Raw genomic sequence first — 16,848 nt, forward strand, 5'->3', positions numbered from 1 at the left:
GTTTTATTCTGCGAGCGTGGTCTCTACCCTGGTCCGCTGCGCATCACACGGTTGCCCGGCAATGCTTCGATGCGCCCCTCCAGCTCCAGGTCGAGCAGCAGAGACTGCAGCGCAGCGGGAGAGAGGTGGCAGCGCCGGATGATCTCGTCAACCACAACGGGAGAAGTCCCCAGAAGCTCAAGGACTTGTTCGGCATCGCCGAGGGCGCCGCCGGGGGCGGGGGCCGGGGATGCCGCCGGCCGCGGGGCCGGATTGGGCGAACGGCGTGGCCGCGCCGTGGCCGGCCCCTCCGGCAGGTGCTCCAGCACATCGGCCGCCCGTTCCGTCAGGTGCGCGCCTTGCCGCAACAGGTCGTTCGATCCGGCCGCGCGGGGATCGTACGGGTTGCCGGGCACGGCGAAGACCTCGCGCCCCGCCTCCAGGGCGAGCCGGGCGGTCATCTGCGTGCCGGAGCGCAATCCGCATTCCACCACCACGATGCCGAGCGACAGGCCGGCGATGATCCGGTTGCGGCGGGGAAAGTGCCGGGCGATGGGCGCCGTGCCGAGCGGCGCCTCGGCGACCACCGCGCCGCGCTCGGCGATGGCCGATTGCAGCTCGGCATGGTCGGGCGGATAGGCGCGGTCGAGCCCGCCGGGAATGACGGCGATGGTGGGACCGCGGCGCAGCGCTCCTTCATGCGCGGCACCGTCGATGCCCCGCGCGAGGCCCGAGGTGACGACCAGCCCGGCCTCCGTCAGATCCGCGGCCAGCTCCGCCGCGAGGCGCCGGCCGGGCAGCGAGGCATTGCGCGCCCCGACGATGGCGACCTGCCGGGCCCGCAGCAGGGCCGCATCGCCGATCACGGCGATGGCGGGCGGCGCGTCCTCCAGCAGAGCCAGGAGCGGGGGGTATTCCGGATCGTCCAGGAACAGGAACCGGCCCCCCATGCCGGACACCTCCTCGATCTCCCGCGCGATGGCGCCCGGCTCGGGCGGCAGGAAGGGGCGGGCACGCCGGGCCGAATAGGCGGGCAGGGCCCGCAGCGCCGAGTCGGCCGTGCCATGGCGTTGCATCAGGCGCCGGTAGGTCATCGGCCCGATGCCCTCCGTCCGCACCAGGCGCAGCCGGGCGGCCGTCTCGCTCACCGCCGCTCGCCGATCCGCGGCTCGGTGCCGGCGAGCAGGCGGCGGATATTGTCCTGGTGCCGCCAGAGGATCAGCGCCGCGACGACCAGGAGGGCGAGAGCGAGGCGGTGGTCGCCCGACAGCAGCGCGATCAACGGCGCCGCGCAGCAGGCGGCGAGGGCGGAGGCCGAGGAGAGCCGGGTGAGCTTCGCCATCGCCAGCCAGAGCAGGGCGCAGAGCAGGCCGATCCACCAATTGGCCGCCAGCAGCACCCCGGCGCCGGTGGCGACGCCCTTGCCGCCCCGGAAGCCGAGCCAGATGGGGAAGAGGTGCCCGACCAGCGCCGCCAGCCCGGCGGCGAGGCCGGCATCGCGCCCCCAGAGCCCGCCGAGCAGGAGGACAGGCAGCGCCCCCTTCAGCGCGTCCAGCAGCAGGGTCGCGGCGGCCACCTTCCGGTTGCCGGTGCGCAGCACATTGGTGGCGCCGATATTGCCGCTGCCGATCTGCCGGATATCCCCAAGGCCCGCCGCGCGGGTCAGCAGCAGCCCGTAGGGCACCGAGCCGGAGAGGTAGCCGATGGCGACAGCCAGCCAGAGGCTCATCCGAAGACCCGCTTGCCGGCCTTCCAGGTTCCCAGCACCCGGCCTTCCAGGGCGCGGCCGTCGAAGGGCGAATTCTGCGCCTTGCCCGGCAGCCGGCCGGCCTCGACCTTCCAGGCCCGCTCCGGGTCGAACAGCACCAGGTCGGCCGGGGCGCCGGGAGCGAGGCGGCCGGCGGCGAGGCCCAGCAGCGCCGCCGGGCGGCTGGTGAGCAGGGCGAGGGCGGCGGGCAGCGTCAGATCACCGGCATGGACGCGGGCGAGGGTGATGCCGAGCAGCGTCGCCAGCCCGGACCCGCCGGCCGAGGCCTGGGCGAAGGGGAGGCGCTTGTCGTCGGCATCGGCCGGCTGGTGGTCCGAGGCGATGGCGTCGATCGTCCCGTCCGCCAGGGCGGCGACGACGGCCCGCCGGTCCTCCTCGCGCCGCAACGGCGGGGAGAGCTTGGCATAGGTGCGGAAGTCGCCGATCGCCGTCTCGTTGAGGTCGAAGTAAGGCGGCGCGGTGTCGCAGGTGACGGCCAGCCCCTCGGCCCTGGCGGCGCGGATGAGGTCGAGCGTGGCGGCCGTGGAGACATGTGCGAAGTGGACATGGCCGCGGGTGATCCGGGCCAGGGCGATGTCACGCGCCACCAGGATGCTCTCGGCGGCCGGGGGGATGCCGGGCAGGCCGAGGCGCGTCGCCAGCTCGCCCTCCGTTGCCGCGCCGCCCCGCGCCAGGGAGGGCTCCTCCGGGTGCTGCACCACGAAGCTGCCGAAGGCGCGGGCATAGGAGAGCGCCAGGCGCATGGTACGGGCATCGGCAATGGCGCGGGTGCCATCGGTGAAGGCCACGGCGCCCGCCTCGCGCAGCAGGCCGTATTCCGAGACATCCTTGCCGGCGCAGCCCCGTGTGGCGGCGCCGTAGGGCAGGATGCTCAGACTGCCGGTGGCCTCCCCCCGCCGCACCATGAACTGCAGCAGCGCCGGATCGTCGAGGGCGGGCTCGGTGTTGGGCAGGGCGCAGAGGGTCGTGATGCCACCCGCCGCCGCGGCTTCGGCCGCGCTCTCGATCGTCTCGCGGTACTCGGCGCCCGGCTCGCCCAGCGCCGCGCGCAGGTCGATCAGGCCGGGGGCCAGGATGGCGCCGCCGCAATCGACGACCTCGGCGCCCTCGGGCATGCCCAGCGTCCCGCCATGGTCGGCGATGACGCCGCGGCTGACCAGCAGGCTGCCCCGCGCGTCCAGCCCGGAGGCGGGATCGATCAGGCGGGCGTTGATGAAGATGGTGTCGGGCATGGTGATCACAGCCGGGCGTTCCGCCGCATGTTGCGCGAGAGGATGTCCAGCACCGCCATGCGGACCGCGACACCCATCTCGACCTGCTCGCCGATGACGCTGCGGGCCGGGTCGTCGGCCACCGCGCTGTCGATCTCGACGCCCCGGTTCATCGGGCCCGGATGCATGACGATGGCATCCGGCCGGGCCAGCGCGAGCTTGGCGGCATCGAGCCCGTAGAAGCGGAAGAACTCGCGCGCCGAGGGCACCAGCCCGCCGGCCATGCGCTCCTTCTGCAGGCGCAGCATCATGACCACATCGGCGTCCCGCAGGCCGGCCTTCATGTCGTGGAACACCTCCACGCCCAGCCGCTCGGCCTCGGCGGGGATCAGGGTGGGCGGGCCGACCACCCGGACCCGGCAGTTCATGGCGCTGAGCAGGTGGATGTTGCTGCGGGCCACGCGGCTGTGCAGCACGTCGCCGCAGATGGCGACGGTGAGGTTCTCCAGCCGGCCCTTGCGGCGGCGGATCGTCAGCGCGTCCAGCAGCGCCTGGGTCGGGTGCTCATGCGTCCCGTCGCCGGCATTGATCACCGCCGCGTCCACCTTCTGGCTCAGCAGCGCCGGGGCGCCGGACTGGGCGTGGCGGACCACCAGCAGGTCGCAATGCATGGCGTTCAGGGTGGAGGCGGTGTCGAGCAGCGTCTCGCCCTTGTTCACGCTGCTCTGGCTGACCGACATGTTGATGACGTCGGCGCCGAGCCGCTTGCCGGCCAGCTCGAAGCTGGTCCGGGTGCGGGTGCTGTCCTCGAAGAAGAGGTTGATCAGCGTGCGGCCCTTCAGCAGGTCCCGCTGGGTCTTACCGCTGCGGTTCAGCAGGGCGTAGGATTCGGCCAGATCCAGCAGATCGGCGATATAGGGCGGCTCCAACCCCTGAAGGGCAAGGAGGTGCCGGTGAGGGAAGGGCAGCATCGAGGACCAGTCCGGCTAGAGGCGGGCGACCATACTGGTCCGGGCGCCGCGCCGAAAGGGGGGGGGGTCAGGCCCGGCTGGCGTCCAGCGCGGCCTGCAGCATGTAGGCGGCCGCCAGGGCATCGACCACCTTGGCGCGCTTGCCGCGCGTCAGGTCGGCCTCGTCGATCAGCATCCGGTTGACCGCCGAGGAGGAAAGCCGCTCGTCCCAGAGCGCGGCCGGCAGGCCGGTGGCTTCCGAGACGGCCATGGCCCAGTCCTTGGCCGCCTGCGCCGCCGGGCCGAAGCTGCCGTCCAGCCCCAGCGGCAGGCCGACCACCAGCCCGCCGGCCCCCTCCTGCCGGGCGATCCCGGCGATCGCCGCCGCATTGGCGGCCAGCTTGCCGCGCGGCAGGGCCTGATAGGGGCTCGCCAGCATCAGCGAGACGTCGGAGAGCGCCACGCCGATGGTCCGCCGTCCGGGGTCGAGGCCGATGAGTCTCTGACCGGGGGAAAGGCCGCCGCGAAGGTCGGTCAGGTTGCTGAGGGGCATGGCGGTGTTTATGGTCCGCCGCCATTGCCGCGCAATCAGACCTGCAACCATCCGGAAGAAAAACTATGTCGCTCGACACCGCCACTGTCCGGCGCGTCGCGTCCCTGGCCCGCATCAGGGTCGAGGACAGCGACCTGCCGCGCCTTGAAGCCGAACTGAACGGGATCCTGGGCTGGATCGAGCAGCTGCGTGCCGTGGATACCCAGGGCATTGAGCCCATGGCGGGCGGCGGCGCGCAGGCGCTGCGCATGCGGCGGGACGAGGTGACGGATGGCGGCATCCAGGGGGAGATCCTGGCCAATGCCCCCGACCGTGCCGGCGCCTTCTTCGCGGTGCCCAAGGTGGTGGAGTGAGCGGCATGACCTCTGCCACGGATCTGACCCTGGCCGGCGCGCGCGGCGCGCTGGCACGGCGCGAGATCAGCGCCGTCGAGCTGACTCGGACCTTCATCGGCGCGGTCGAGGCGCTCAATCCGCGTCTCAACGCCTACATCACCGTGACCCCGGATCTGGCGCTGCGCCAGGCCGAGGCGGCGGATGCCGCGCTCGGCCGTGGCGAGGGCCGGGCGCTGACCGGCATCCCGCTCGCCATCAAGGATCTGTTCTGCACCGCCGGCACGCGGACGACGGCCGCCAGCCGGATCCTGGGCAACTTCGTCCCGCCCTATGAGAGCACCGTCAGCGGCAATCTGCTGCGGGATGGCGCTGTCTTCCTGGGCAAGGCCAATCTGGACGAGTTCGCCATGGGCTCGTCCAATGCCACCTCGGCCTTCGGCGGGGTCGAGAACCCCTGGAAGCGGCGGGACGCGCCGGAGGCCGTGCTGGTTCCTGGCGGCTCCTCCGGCGGCTCGGCCGCGGCGGTGGCGGCGCGCCTGGCGCTGGGCGCCACGGCGACGGACACCGGCGGTTCGATCCGCCAGCCGGCGGCCTTTTGCGGCATTGCCGGCATCAAGCCGACCTATGGCCGCTGCTCGCGCTTCGGCGTCGTGGCCTTCGCCTCCTCGCTCGACCAGGCGGGGCCGGTGGCGCGCACGGTCGAGGACTGTGCCATCCTGCTGGGCTCCATGGCGGGCTTCGATCCGAAGGATTCCACCAGCGCCGACATGCCGGTGCCGGACTTCGCCGCCGCCTGCGCGCGGGGCGTGAAGGGCCTTCGCATCGGCATTCCGCGCGAGTACCGCCTGGACGGCATGCCGGCCGAGATCGAGGCGCTGTGGCGGCAGGGCATGGATTGGCTGAAGGCCGAGGGGGCGGAGCTGGTGGACATCAGCCTGCCGCACACGCGCTATGCCCTGCCGACCTATTACATCGTGGCGCCGGCCGAGGCCTCCTCGAATCTCGCCCGCTATGACGGGGTGCGTTTCGGCCTGCGGGAGGATGGCGAGGATCTCAGGGATCTCTACGAGCGCACCCGCGCCGCCGGCTTCGGCGACGAGGTGAAGCGCCGCATCCTGATCGGAACCTATGTGCTGAGCGCCGGCTATTACGACGCCTATTACGTCAAGGCGCAGCAGGTCCGCACCTTGATCAAGCGCGATTTCGACCAGGCCTGGGAGCGGGTGGACGCCATCCTGACCCCCGCCACCCCCTCCGCCGCCTTCGGGCGGGACGACAAGCAGGACGATCCTGTGGCGATGTATCTGAATGACGTCTTCACCGTGACGGCGAATCTCGCCGGCATTCCGGGCCTCTCCGTCCCGGCGGGGCTGGATGCGAAGGGCCTGCCGCTGGGGCTGCAGGTGCTGGGCAGGCCCTTCGATGAGGAGACTGTCTTCGCCGTCGGCGCCGCGCTGGAGCGTGCCGCCGGCTTCGATGCGGTCCCGGCGGTGAGGGCTGGCGCATGAGCTACACGCTGGAGGGCGCGAGCGGCGCCTGGGAGGTCGTCATCGGGCTGGAGGTGCATGCCCAGGTGACCTCGCAGGCCAAGCTGTTCAGCGGCGCGGCCACGGAGTTCGGTGCCGAGCCGAACAGTCAGGTGAGCTTCATCGATGCCGGCTTCCCGGGCATGCTGCCGGTGATCAACCGCGAGTGCGTCGCCCAGGCGGTGCGCACCGGCCTCGGGCTGAACGCGCAGATCAACCTCTGGTCCCGCTTCGACCGGAAGAACTACTTCTATGCCGATCTGCCGCAGGGCTATCAGATCAGCCAGTACCAGTATCCGGTGGTGGGGCAGGGCGTCATCGAGATCCAGCTCGGGGATGGCAGCACCAAGCAGATCGGCATCACACGCCTGCATCTGGAGCAGGATGCCGGCAAGTCCCTGCATGACCAGCATCCGAGCAAGAGCTTCATCGACCTCAACCGCTCCGGCGTGGCGCTGATGGAGATCGTCTCGGAGCCCGACATGCGCTCCCCGGAAGAGGCGGGCGCCTATCTGACGAAGCTGCGGCAGATCCTGCGCTACCTCGGCACCTGCGACGGCAATATGGAGCAGGGCTCGCTGCGCGCCGATGTCAATGTCTCGGTCCGCCGGCCGGGCGAGGGGTTCCGCACCCGCTGCGAGGTGAAGAACGTCAACTCCATCCGCTTCGTCATGCAGGCGGTGGAAGCCGAGGCGCGGCGCCAGATCGAGGTCTGGGAGGATGGCGGCGAGGTGGTGCAGGAGACGCGCCTCTTCGACACGCAGCGCGGCGTGACGCGATCGATGCGCTCCAAGGAGGACGCGCATGACTACCGTTACTTCCCCGACCCCGACCTGCCGCCGCTGGTTCTGGAGCAGGCCTGGGTGGACGGGCTGAAGGCCGCCCTGCCGGAGCTGCCGGACGCCCGGCGCGCCCGCTATGTCGGCGACTTCGGCCTGACGCCCTATGACGCCCATGTCCTGACGCTGGAGAAGGAAACGGCGGCCTTCTACGAAGCCGTGACGAAGGGCCGCGATCCGAAGATGGCGGCCAACTGGATCACCGGCGATTTCTTCGCCGGGCTGAACCGCACCGGCCACGGTATCGGCGATTCGCCCGTCAGCGCCGAGAATCTCGGCGGTTTGCTCGACCTTATCAAGGACGGCACCTTGTCCGGCAAGCTGGCCAAGGAGGTGCTGGAGGCGATGTTCGAAACCGGCAAGCCGCCGGCCGTCCTGGTCGAGGAGCGGGGCCTGAAGCAGGTGACCGATACCGGGGCCATCGAGGCGGTGATCGAGCAGGTCATGGCGGCCAACGCCGGAAAGGTCGAGGAATACCGCTCCGGCAAGGACAAGCTCTTTGGATTCTTCGTCGGTCAGACCATGAAGGCCATGCAGGGCAAGGGAAACCCGGCGCTGGTCAACGAGCTGCTGAAGAAGAAGCTGGGTTGAGGCGCGCCCGGCCCGGCCGCCATCATGGCGGCCGGCCATGGGGCGAGCGGGACCGTGCGGCCTTCGACAGGCCAGGCAGCGGGGATGAAGTGCGGGGAGAGAAGTGGCGGAGGGGATGGGATTCGAACCCACGAGACGGGTTATCCCCGTCTAACGGTTTAGCAAACCGCCGCCTTCGGCCACTCGGCCACCCCTCCGCAGGGGCTTTCGCTACACGGCGTATGCGAGGCCGCTTCTAGCGGTTCGGCGAGGGGCCGTCAAATCACCGTGGTGGCCCGGATCCTGTGACCTGAACGCGGTTTGCACGCGGGCGGGTGTCGCTTGGCGGGGAGCAACCAGACGGGGGCTGTGCCGTTGACGACAGACAGCATCAGAGGGCCAGCATGGACCAGTTCGGCCCATCCGCCGACTTGCTCACCTGTGCCGCGGAAGCGGCGCAGAGCGCCAGGGGGCTGGGAGAAGCTTTGGATCATCCCGGGGCCGATCCGCGACCCCTCATCGACATCCTGCAGCGGAACGGCCTTCTGGTCGCGGCGCTGCCTGCCCTGGAGGGCGGGCTCGACCTTGGCCTGGTGCCGCAGAGGAACAGCCTGCTGGCCGAGGTCCTGATGACGATCGGGCGCGGAAGCCTGCCGATGGGAAGGCTTTTCGAAGGCCACGTCAACGCCCTGGATCTGATCCATCGTTTTGGTGACGGGGAGCAGATGCGGCGGGCATCGGCCGATGTGCGCGAGGGGTGCCTCTTCGGTGTCTGGGCGACCGATGATCCCTCCCGGCCCTTGCGCATGACGGCGGAAGGGCGCCTGGAGGGGCGCAAGATCCTGGCCTCCGGCGCCGGGCGGCTCCTGCGTCCGCTGGTCACTGCGACGACGGAGGAGGGGGTCCGGCTGATCGCGCCCCGTCTGCGGCCGGGAGAGCGGAGCGAGGTCCGCAGCTGGACAGCGTCGGGGATGCAGGTCTCCGCCACGGGCTCGGTGGACTTCACCGGCATGATGACGCGGGAGGCCGACCGGATCGGCCCACCCGGCTGCTATCAGAAGGAGCCCTACTTCACTGGCGGAGCGTGGCGCTTCCTGGCGGTCCAGTGCGGCGGCGTGGAGGAACTGGTGCAGCTGATGCGGCACCATCTCCGCCGTCTGGATCGCGACGGCGACCCGCACCAGCGCCGCCGCCTGGGAGAATGCATGGTGGCTGCGGAGACGGCGCGGCTATGGGTGAGGAAGGCCGCGCTGGTCTATGGCTCGGCCGAGGAGGAGACGGTGCTGGCCTATGTGCAGCTGTCGCGCCACGCGGTGGAACGAGCGGCGCTGGATGTGCTCGAACGCGTTCAGCGGTCCATCGGCCTGCAGGCCTTCCTGCGCCCCAGCCCGGTGGAACGGGTGGCGCGCGATCTCGCCACCTATCTCCGGCAGCCCGGTCCGGACCGGGCCCTCGACAACGCCGCCGCCCTGGCCTTCGCCGCGGAGCAGGCCGAATGGCCGTGAAGCTCACCGCCACGGCCTTTCTCGAGCAGGCCGACGCCGCGCCGTTCGCAGGTCTTCCGGACATCGTCGGGGAGGGCGGGGTGGTCGTCCTGGCCCCGCATCCGGATGACGAGAGCCTCGGATGCGGCGGTCTCCTGGCCGAAGCCGCAGCCGCCGGTCGCGGTCTGCGGGTGATCTTCATCAGTGACGGGGGCGCCTCCCATCCCACGGAGGGGGCGGAGGATCGGGCGGCGCTGTCCCGGATCCGCCAGGCCGAAGCCCTCGAGGCGCTGGCCTGCCTCGGCGTACCGGCGTCGGATGCGGTGTTCCTCGGCCTCCCCGACGCCGCCGTGCCTGAGGCCGGCGCGGCGTTCGACGCCGCGGTCGGTGCCGTCCGCGATGCGCTCCGATCCACCTCTGCCGGCGCCCTGTTGACCACCTGGGAGCATGATCCGCATTGCGATCACCACGCGGCCTGGGCCATGGCCCGGGCGGCCCTGACGGCAAGGCCGCCGGGAGCGCCGCCCTGCCGCCTCGTGCAGTACTCCGTCTGGGGTCATACCCTGCCGCCGGATCACGCCCTGCCGGGCCCGGCGCCGCAGGCCCGACGCCTGGATGTCCGGCGCCACCTTGCGGCCAAGGCGCGCGCGCTGGCCTGTCACCGTTCGCAGTTCGGGCAGGTCGCTTCGCTCGCAGCGGGCGGATTCCAGGTGGATGCCGCGCTTCTGGATCGCTGCATGCGGGATTTCGAGCTGTTTCTCCTCCAGGAAGGGGACCTGACGTGACCGGACGCCCGATGACCTCCCTCTCCGCCGCGTACTTCGAGGCGCTCTACGCCGCCGACCCCGATCCGTGGAAGTTCCTCACCAGCGACTATGAGGCCGCGAAATACGCCACGACTCTCGAGGCCCTGCGCAAGGAGCCTTATGAGCACGGGCTCGAGGTCGGCTGCTCGATCGGCGTACTGACCGGGATGCTGGTGCCGCATTGCCGCAGGCTGACCGCCGTGGACAGTTCGGCGCGGGCGGTGGCGGCGGCGCGACGGCATTGCGGTCTGGTGCCCAGCCTGTCGATCCAGCGGCGCGAGGTGCCAGGGCAATGGCCGAACGGCCGCTACGACCTGATCCTGCTCTCCGAGGTGGTGTACTACTGGGATGAGCGCGACCTCGCCCAGGTGGCGTCGCTGGTCCGGCGGGATCTGATGCCGGGGGGCGATGTCCTCCTGGTCCACTGGATCGGCAACACCGATTATCCGCTCTCGGGCGACGCGGCGGTGGAAGCCTTCATCCAGCATGCCGCCGGCGTGCTCCAGCCGGTGCGGCAGGACCGGTATCCGGAGTACCGGCTCGATCTGTTGCGGCGTGAGGCCTGAGCGGACCGCCCGTCAATCCTGCCAGGGGAGCGGCTGGGGGTAGCGGGCGAAGAGGAACGTCAGCCCCTCGGCGGGGGCATTCTGCCCGGCCTTGCGGCGGTCGCGCCCATCGAGCAGTTCGCGGGGCCAGGAGAGGGGGCGGCGACCCAGCCCGACCTGGGCCAGCGTGCCGACCATGTTGCGCACCTGATGATGCAGGAAGCTGCGGGCCTCGGTCAGGACATGGATCTCCTCGCCCTGCCGCCGCACCTCCAGCCGGTCCAGCGTGCGCATGGCATCCTTCGCCTGGCAGGCGGCGGCGCGGAAGGCCGAGAAATCATGCCGCCCGAGCAACCCCTGCGCCGCCGCGTGCATGGCTTCGGCATCGAGCGGTGCCTGAACGTGCCAGACGCGACCGGCCATGAGCGCCGGCCGGGCGCGGCGGTTGAGGATGCGGTAGCGGTAGCCCCGTCCGATGCAGGAGAACCGCGCCGACCAGTCCGGCGGCGCCAGGGCGGCGGCCAGGACGGAGACCGGATGCGGGCGGCTGTGGAAGTTCAGCGCGTCCCGGAGCCGGTCGGGGTGCAGCTCCAGGGCGACGTCGATCTGCACCACCTGCCCCTCGGCATGGACGCCCGCATCGGTCCGCCCCGAGGCCATGGTGGCGGCGGGCCGGCCAGCATTGAGCGGGGCGGCGGCCTCCTCCAGCACCTGCTGCACCGAGAGGCCACTGGCCTGCCGCTGCCAGCCCACGAAGGGCGTGCCGTCATACTCGACCAGCAAGGCATAGCGCGGCATGGGCTCAGTCCAGCACGGTTCCGCGCGGGAGGGGATAACCGCGCAGGAACGGCTCCGCGTCGAGAGCGCCACGGCCCGGCCGCTGCAGGCGGAGCAGGCGGAGCGCACCCTCGCCGCAGGCGATGCGCGGCGCCTCGTCAAGCACGGTGCCCGGGGGGGGCGCGCTCCCCAGAGGTTCGGCTCTGGCTTCCAGCACCCGGATCGGCTGGCCCTCATGCTGGAAGAAGGTGCCGGGCCAGGGATTGAGGGCGCGGACGCGGCGTTCCAGGGCGGTCGCCTCGCCCTCCCAGGACAGGCGGCCATCCTGCTTGCCGAGCTTGGGCGCGTAGGTGACGCCTTCCTCGGGCTGCGGACGGGCAGGGGGATTCCCGGCAAGGGCCTGCAGGATGAGGCGGGCGCCCATCTCCGCCAGGGCGTCGTGCAGGGCGGGCGTGGTGATGTCCGGCCCGAGGGGAAGCCGGCCCTCGAGAAGCATCGGCCCCGTGTCGAGGCCCTCCTCCATGCGCATGATGGTCACGCCGCTCTCGGCGTCGCCGGCCAGGATGGCGGACTGGATGGGGCTCGCGCCACGCCAGCGCGGCAGCAGCGAGGCATGGATGTTGAGGCAGCCGCGCGCCGGCGCATCCAGCATGGGTTTCGGCAGGATCAGCCCATAGGCGGCGACGACCGCGGCATCCAGCGCCAGGGCGGCGAAGGCCTCGTGCTCCTCCGTGGCGTGCCGCAGCCGGGAGGGGTGCCGCACGGAAAGGCCAAGCCGCAGGGCCTCCCGATGGACCGGGCAGGGCAGCTCGCGCTGGCCGCGCCCGGCCGGCCGGGGCGGCTGGGTATAGACGGCGAGGATCTCATGGCCCGCGGCATGCAGGGCGCGCAGGGCCGGCACCGCGAAGTCCGGGCTGCCCATGAAGGCCAGGCGGAGCGGCCTCATGCGTCGCGCGCCCTGGCCTTCAGCTCCTTCGCCAGCTTGCGCAGCATCATGTTGCGCTTCAGCGCCGAGAGGTGATCGACGAAGAGGACGCCATCGAGATGGTCCAGCTCATGCTGGATGCAGGTGGCGAGCAGCCCGTCCGCGGTGATCTCCCGCTTGCCGCCCTCCAGATCCAGCCAGCGCAGCTTGACCTTGGCGGGCCGGGTGACGTCGGCATACTGGCCCGGGAGCGAGAGGCAGCCCTCCTCCCGCGTCGCCAGTTCCTCGCTGGCGGCGACGATCTCCGGATTGACCAGCACCATCGGGTCCGGTTTCTCATCCGGTTGAAGGTCAATGACGACGAGGCGCAGGAGATCTCCGACCTGCGGCGCGGCGAGGCCGATGCCGGGGGCCTTGTACATCGCCGCCAGCATGCGGGGCGCCAGGGCGCGCACGGCATCGCCATCCTGGGGACCGACGGCGCGGCACTTGGTCCTCAGCCTGGTGTCGGGAACCAGCAGGATCGGCAGGAGATCGGTTTCGGGCATGGGGAGGCTGCTGTAGCGGGGGCCGGTCCGGTGTTCAACCATTGCCCCTTGCATATGGCCCCGCTTTGCCCAAATTATCGGCAGAAGCCGGGATGCTTCGGGTTCCGGCGAATGCTCGCTCAGCTTGAGGGGTTTTCCGCCATGTCTCGCTCGTCGTTGTTCGGCTCGCCACTGTTTCTGGGCTTCGATCATCTGGAACAGATGCTCGATCGCGTGGCGAAGAACGCCGATGGCTATCCGCCCTATAATATCGAGCAGACCGGCGACAATCGCCTGCGGATCTCCCTGGCCGTCGCCGGCTTCAGCATGGACGACCTGCACATCACGCAGGAGGACAACCAGCTGGTGGTCCGAGGCAAGCAGCGCGACGAGGCGGAAGGCCGTGTCTTCCTGCATCGTGGCATTGCCGCCCGGCAGTTCCAGCGGGCCTTCGTCCTGGCCGAAGGCATCGAGGTGGAAGGTGCGTGGCTGGACAATGGCCTGTTGCACATCGACCTCCAGAGGCCGCAGCCCGAGGTCCGCGTGAAGTCGATCCATATCGGCACGCGCGGCGCACAGGGGGGAAGGGCGGTGGTGAACGGGGCGATCGATAAAAGCGCCGATACCGCTGGTTGAGGTTTAACGGCGGCGCGATCGCTCCGGTATTGTGAAGAGCCGGGACGAATAGGGTCGCTTCCCTTGCCCCGCCGGCGCGTTGTTCCCGCAGACTGACATGATACGCAATCCGCGTCCGGTTCGAACCGGACGCAGGCCGGGCCCCTTCAGGGACGGCGAAAGGAGATTCCTGCCATGAATAAGGAAGGACACATTCGGCCCTATGCCGCGGCGGACGTGCTCCGGCATCTTGCCCCCGCGGAATGGGCGCGCTTCGGCGCGGAGGATATCGCCTATATCCGTCCCATCCTGCTGAACGGCACCCCGGCCGTCGCCATTCATGCCGCGGACGGCACGCAGATCGGCGCGGCCCCGGATACCAGCCTCGCCACGGCGGCGATCCTTCAGCATGAGATGTTGCCGGTCCTGGTGCACTGATCCGCGCCTATGAGAGCTGCGCCCTCGCCGGGGTCTGGCGGTCCGGCCGGGCAAAAAGCGTGTCAGGACGCCGGGATGGAGTTGCCCTGGGTGGCGGCAGAGGCTAGATAGCCGCCGCGGCCGACGTAGCTCAGCGGTAGAGCAACTGATTCGTAATCAGTAGGTCCCCGGTTCAATCCCGGGCGTCGGCACCAGACGCCTCCAGCCCTCCAACGATGCCTATGCATTCCAGGCTGCCTTCTCCTCATGGGAGAGGCGGCCTTTTGTTGTGTGCTGCGCGGGGCGGAGCGTGGCCGACATGTTGCAATAGGATGGGTGACGCCTGCTAAAGTGAGAGTCGTTCGCATTGCAAGCGCCTCTCAATGTCGGCATAAGCCATCGCAACTGCGAAGGGGTCATCATCCGCATGTCGCTGCGCCGGATCGCGTCCGCTCTCCTCCTGACACTCGGTGTCATGATGCCGCTGACCTTGAGCGCCCAGGAGACGGCACCGGCGAAGGCGTCGCCCATCGGGCTCGAGCTCAACAGGCTTGAGGCGCGGTCCGAGGGATGCCGGGTCTGGCTGGTGCTGCGCAACAGCGCGCCGGAGGCCATCGACCCCCTGCGGCTGGACCTGCTGGTCTTCGGCAAGGATGGCGTGATCGCCCGGCGCCTGGCGCTGGATGTCGGTCCGCTGCCGGCCGAGAAGACCATGGCTCGCATCTTCGACCTTTCCGGCCGGGCCTGTGACAGCGTCGGCTCCCTGCTGCTGAACGACCTGATGGCTTGTGGCCCCACCACCGAGACCCGCGCCGCCTGCCTGCCGCGACTGTCTCTCGCCTCGCGCGTCGATGGCGTTACCTTCGAGAAGTGAGTAGGCTGCAATGAACCCGACCGATCCCTCCGCCGCTGCCGCCCCCGTGCCCGAGGCCCTCCCGGCGCTTCACGTCCCGGACATGTCCCTGCTGGGGCTGTTCCTGCAGGCCGATTGGGTCGTCAAGGCGGTCATGATCGGCCTGGCCCTGGCTTCGGTGGTCTGCTGGGCGATCATCGTGGAGAAGTCCCTGGTGATGCGGCGGCTGCGCGGCGAGATCCGGCGGCTGGCCGAGATGGCGGCGCCGCAGGCTCCGGTGCCGGCCGTGCAGGGCGAAGGCCTGGCCGCCTCCGTCATCCGGGCGGGGACGCGCGAGTGGCGCGATGGCCGGGAGCAGGGCGAGAGCCGCTTCGAGTACCGCCATCGCATGGAGCATGCCATGCGCCACGCCCTCGGCGGCGCCCTGCGGAATGCCGAGCCCGGCCTGCCCTTCCTGGCCACGACAGGTGCCGTGGCGCCCTTCATCGGCCTGTTCGGCACGGTCTGGGGCATCATGAACAGCTTCGCCGGCATTGCGCAGAGCAATGACACCAGCCTCGCCGTCGTCGCACCAGGCATCGCCGAGGCGCTTTTCGCGACCGCGATCGGCCTGGTCGCGGCGATCCCGGCGGTCATGGCCTACAACCGCCTGCTGGTGCGCCTGAACCGCCTGCGTCATGAGGGGCAGTCCGCGATCGCGGATTTCGCCGCCAACCTGTCCCGCCGGCCGGCGACGACGGGCGGCTCGGTCCGCGCGCACGCGGCCGCGGAGTAAGCCGCATGGCCTTCGCCGGACCCAGCCAGAGCTCCGAGGACGGGGACAGCCTGCCCATGGCGGACATGAACGTGACGCCGCTTGTCGATGTCATGCTCGTGCTGCTCATCGTCTTCATGGTCGCGGCCCCGATGATGGTCGTCGGCGTCCCTGTGGAGCTGCCGAAGACCGCCGCGCCCCGCGCCGCGGCGCAGCGGCCGCCGGTGGTGCTGACGGTGGCGGCCGATGGCAAGACCTTCATACGCCAGGAGGAGGTGCCGCTGGCGGAGCTGGTCACGCGGCTGCGCGGCTTGCATGAGGAGGATCCGGAGGCGCCCGTCTATGTCCGGGGGGATCGTTCCGTGCCCTATGGCGAGGTCCTCCATGTGATGGGCCGCATCACCCAGTCGGGCATCACCCGCGTCTCGCTGATCGCCGAGGCGGAGGCCGGGGCCGGCGTCGTCCAGGCGCGCTGACGGAAGAGTGCCATGACGACGATGACGTTGAGCGGGCCCCGGGCGCTGGGTTGGGGCGCCTCGGCCCTTCTGCACGGCGGCGCCGTGGCCTTCCTGATGTTCGGCCTGCCGAAGCATGAACCGCCTCCGGCGGTCGTGCCGCTGGAGATGATCGCGGCCCCGGCCATACCGGAAAGTGCCACGGACACGCCGGCCGAGGTCACGGAGCCGACCGAGATGGTGGCCGCCGAGGCCACGGCCCAGGCGGTCGAGCCGCCCCCGGTCGAGAGCGTGGTCGCGCCCGAGATGGCGGTGGCCGAGCCGCCGCCGCCGGAGCCGGTGGCGGAGCCGGAGGTGGTGGAGGCCACGCCGCCGGACGTCGTGCAGCCGCCGGAGCCGGAGACCGCGCCGATCCTGGAGACCGAGGTTCCGCCGCCGCCACCCCCGCAACCCCCGCCGCCGCCCCAGCCCGCACCGCCGCCGCCGCGGCCGGTCCCCCGGCCGACTCCGCCGCGCGAGAGGCCGGTCGCGCCGCAGCCGACGGCACCGCAGCGCACCGAGGCCCCGCCGGCGCCGGTGACGGCCGCTCCGCAATCGGGCGGCGCGCCGGCCAGCACGGCGCGCCGGGCCGCCGGACCGCCGGCGAGTTATACGGACAGGATCGTCGGCGCCCTCAACCGCGCCAAGCGCTATCCGAACCGGGCGCGCCTGCGGCGGATCGAGGGGCGGGTGATGCTGACCTTCACCATGGCGCCGGATGGCAGCGTGATCGCCTGGCGCATCACCGGCAGCAGCGGCGACGCGGATCTGGACCAGGAGGTCGCAGAGCTGATCCAGCGGGTGCGGCTGCCGCCCTTCCCGCCGGAGATGGGCACGGCGCCGCAGCCGATGACGGTACCGATCGTCTTCAGCCTGCGCTGATCGGTAAAGGGCGGTTCCGGTGGGACCGCCCTTTACCG

20 protein-coding genes and 2 tRNA genes are annotated in these 16,848 nt (G+C 70.9%); 13 read left to right on the forward strand and 9 right to left on the reverse strand.

Annotated features, from left to right (window positions below):
* Nucleotides 1-23 precede the first annotated feature (23 nt).
* The 5 genes from dprA to ruvX form a co-directional block, all read right to left on the reverse strand.
* Nucleotides 24-1,127, reverse strand: coding sequence for a DNA-processing protein DprA (gene dprA / locus ACVMLK_RS01115; RefSeq protein WP_370591919.1), 1,104 nt, complete (start codon nt 1,125-1,127; stop codon nt 24-26).
* A complete protein-coding gene (plsY, locus tag ACVMLK_RS01120) occupies nt 1,124-1,708 on the reverse strand; it encodes a glycerol-3-phosphate 1-O-acyltransferase PlsY (RefSeq protein WP_198364886.1) in 585 nt (194 codons plus the stop codon). Before plsY ends, dprA begins: the two co-directional genes overlap by 4 nt.
* Nucleotides 1,705-2,979 carry a dihydroorotase gene (locus ACVMLK_RS01125; protein WP_198364887.1) on the reverse strand — a complete coding sequence of 425 codons (1,275 nt, stop codon included), beginning with the start codon at nt 2,977-2,979 and terminating at the stop codon, nt 1,705-1,707. The genes plsY and ACVMLK_RS01125 overlap by 4 nt, the downstream gene beginning before the upstream one ends.
* Before the next feature lie 5 nt (nt 2,980-2,984).
* Nucleotides 2,985-3,929, reverse strand: a complete 945-nt coding sequence (locus ACVMLK_RS01130; protein WP_198364888.1) for an aspartate carbamoyltransferase catalytic subunit — start codon at nt 3,927-3,929, stop codon at nt 2,985-2,987.
* A 67-nt stretch (nt 3,930-3,996) separates the two neighbouring features.
* The gene (gene ruvX, locus ACVMLK_RS01135; RefSeq protein WP_457485365.1) at nt 3,997-4,461 is read right to left on the reverse strand and encodes a Holliday junction resolvase RuvX; all 465 of its coding nucleotides are present in this window, start codon (nt 4,459-4,461) and stop codon (nt 3,997-3,999) included.
* Nucleotides 4,462-4,526: 65 nt separating this feature from the next.
* Here ruvX and gatC point away from each other — a divergent pair, with 65 nt between their 5' ends.
* The 3 genes from gatC to gatB are packed head-to-tail and all read left to right on the forward strand — an operon-like array spanning nt 4,527 to nt 7,752.
* Entirely contained in the window at nt 4,527-4,814 is a 288-nt protein-coding gene (gatC, locus tag ACVMLK_RS01140) for an Asp-tRNA(Asn)/Glu-tRNA(Gln) amidotransferase subunit GatC (protein WP_457485366.1), read from the forward strand.
* A gap of 5 nt (nt 4,815-4,819) precedes the next feature.
* Nucleotides 4,820-6,304, forward strand: coding sequence for an Asp-tRNA(Asn)/Glu-tRNA(Gln) amidotransferase subunit GatA (gatA, locus tag ACVMLK_RS01145; protein WP_198364891.1), 1,485 nt, complete (start codon nt 4,820-4,822; stop codon nt 6,302-6,304).
* A complete protein-coding gene (gene gatB / locus ACVMLK_RS01150; RefSeq protein WP_457485367.1) occupies nt 6,301-7,752 on the forward strand; it encodes an Asp-tRNA(Asn)/Glu-tRNA(Gln) amidotransferase subunit GatB in 1,452 nt (483 codons plus the stop codon). Before gatA ends, gatB begins: the two co-directional genes overlap by 4 nt.
* A gap of 104 nt (nt 7,753-7,856) precedes the next feature.
* Here gatB and ACVMLK_RS01155 read toward each other — a convergent pair.
* Nucleotides 7,857-7,949, reverse strand: a tRNA-Ser gene (locus ACVMLK_RS01155).
* 186 nt (nt 7,950-8,135) lie between these two features.
* Here ACVMLK_RS01155 and ACVMLK_RS01160 point away from each other — a divergent pair.
* The 3 genes from ACVMLK_RS01160 to ACVMLK_RS01170 are packed head-to-tail and all read left to right on the forward strand — an operon-like array spanning nt 8,136 to nt 10,587.
* Entirely contained in the window at nt 8,136-9,236 is a 1,101-nt protein-coding gene (locus tag ACVMLK_RS01160) for an acyl-CoA dehydrogenase family protein (protein WP_457485368.1), read from the forward strand.
* Nucleotides 9,227-10,000 carry a PIG-L deacetylase family protein gene (locus ACVMLK_RS01165; protein WP_457485369.1) on the forward strand — a complete coding sequence of 258 codons (774 nt, stop codon included), beginning with the start codon at nt 9,227-9,229 and terminating at the stop codon, nt 9,998-10,000. The genes ACVMLK_RS01160 and ACVMLK_RS01165 overlap by 10 nt, the downstream gene beginning before the upstream one ends.
* A complete protein-coding gene (locus ACVMLK_RS01170) occupies nt 9,997-10,587 on the forward strand; it encodes an SAM-dependent methyltransferase (protein WP_457485370.1) in 591 nt (196 codons plus the stop codon). Before ACVMLK_RS01165 ends, ACVMLK_RS01170 begins: the two co-directional genes overlap by 4 nt.
* A 12-nt stretch (nt 10,588-10,599) precedes the next feature.
* Here the strand turns inward: ACVMLK_RS01170 and truA are convergent, their stop codons facing one another.
* The 3 genes from truA to def are packed head-to-tail and all read right to left on the reverse strand — an operon-like array spanning nt 10,600 to nt 12,816.
* Entirely contained in the window at nt 10,600-11,364 is a 765-nt protein-coding gene (gene truA / locus ACVMLK_RS01175) for a tRNA pseudouridine(38-40) synthase TruA (RefSeq protein ID WP_457485371.1), read from the reverse strand.
* 4 nt (nt 11,365-11,368) lie between these two features.
* A complete protein-coding gene (gene fmt / locus ACVMLK_RS01180) occupies nt 11,369-12,289 on the reverse strand; it encodes a methionyl-tRNA formyltransferase (protein ID WP_198364896.1) in 921 nt (306 codons plus the stop codon).
* On the reverse strand, nt 12,286-12,816 hold the full coding sequence (gene def, locus ACVMLK_RS01185; RefSeq protein ID WP_457485372.1) for a peptide deformylase: 531 nt from the start codon (nt 12,814-12,816) through the stop codon (nt 12,286-12,288). Before def ends, fmt begins: the two co-directional genes overlap by 4 nt.
* A gap of 141 nt (nt 12,817-12,957) precedes the next feature.
* Between def and ACVMLK_RS01190 the strand changes: the two genes are divergently transcribed.
* The 7 genes from ACVMLK_RS01190 to ACVMLK_RS01220 all read left to right on the forward strand — a co-directional run bounded on the left by ACVMLK_RS01190 (nt 12,958) and on the right by ACVMLK_RS01220 (nt 16,810).
* Complete coding sequence (locus tag ACVMLK_RS01190) at nt 12,958-13,431, forward strand: Hsp20 family protein (RefSeq protein ID WP_198365019.1); 474 nt, start codon at nt 12,958-12,960, stop codon at nt 13,429-13,431.
* 174 nt (nt 13,432-13,605) lie between these two features.
* The gene (locus tag ACVMLK_RS01195) at nt 13,606-13,848 is read left to right on the forward strand and encodes a DUF1150 family protein (protein ID WP_198364898.1); all 243 of its coding nucleotides are present in this window, start codon (nt 13,606-13,608) and stop codon (nt 13,846-13,848) included.
* Between the two features lie 119 nt (nt 13,849-13,967).
* Nucleotides 13,968-14,042 (forward strand) — tRNA-Thr (locus tag ACVMLK_RS01200).
* Between the two features lie 260 nt (nt 14,043-14,302).
* Nucleotides 14,303-14,701 carry a Tat pathway signal protein gene (locus tag ACVMLK_RS01205; RefSeq protein ID WP_457485373.1) on the forward strand — a complete coding sequence of 133 codons (399 nt, stop codon included), beginning with the start codon at nt 14,303-14,305 and terminating at the stop codon, nt 14,699-14,701.
* Nucleotides 14,702-14,711: 10 nt separating this feature from the next.
* The gene (locus ACVMLK_RS01210) at nt 14,712-15,455 is read left to right on the forward strand and encodes a MotA/TolQ/ExbB proton channel family protein (protein WP_457485374.1); all 744 of its coding nucleotides are present in this window, start codon (nt 14,712-14,714) and stop codon (nt 15,453-15,455) included.
* A 5-nt stretch (nt 15,456-15,460) separates the two neighbouring features.
* On the forward strand, nt 15,461-15,910 hold the full coding sequence (locus ACVMLK_RS01215; RefSeq protein WP_198364914.1) for an ExbD/TolR family protein: 450 nt from the start codon (nt 15,461-15,463) through the stop codon (nt 15,908-15,910).
* A gap of 12 nt (nt 15,911-15,922) precedes the next feature.
* The gene (locus tag ACVMLK_RS01220; protein WP_198364915.1) at nt 15,923-16,810 is read left to right on the forward strand and encodes an energy transducer TonB; all 888 of its coding nucleotides are present in this window, start codon (nt 15,923-15,925) and stop codon (nt 16,808-16,810) included.
* Nucleotides 16,811-16,848 lie beyond the last annotated feature (38 nt).

Source organism: Teichococcus aerofrigidensis (assembly GCF_054073225.1).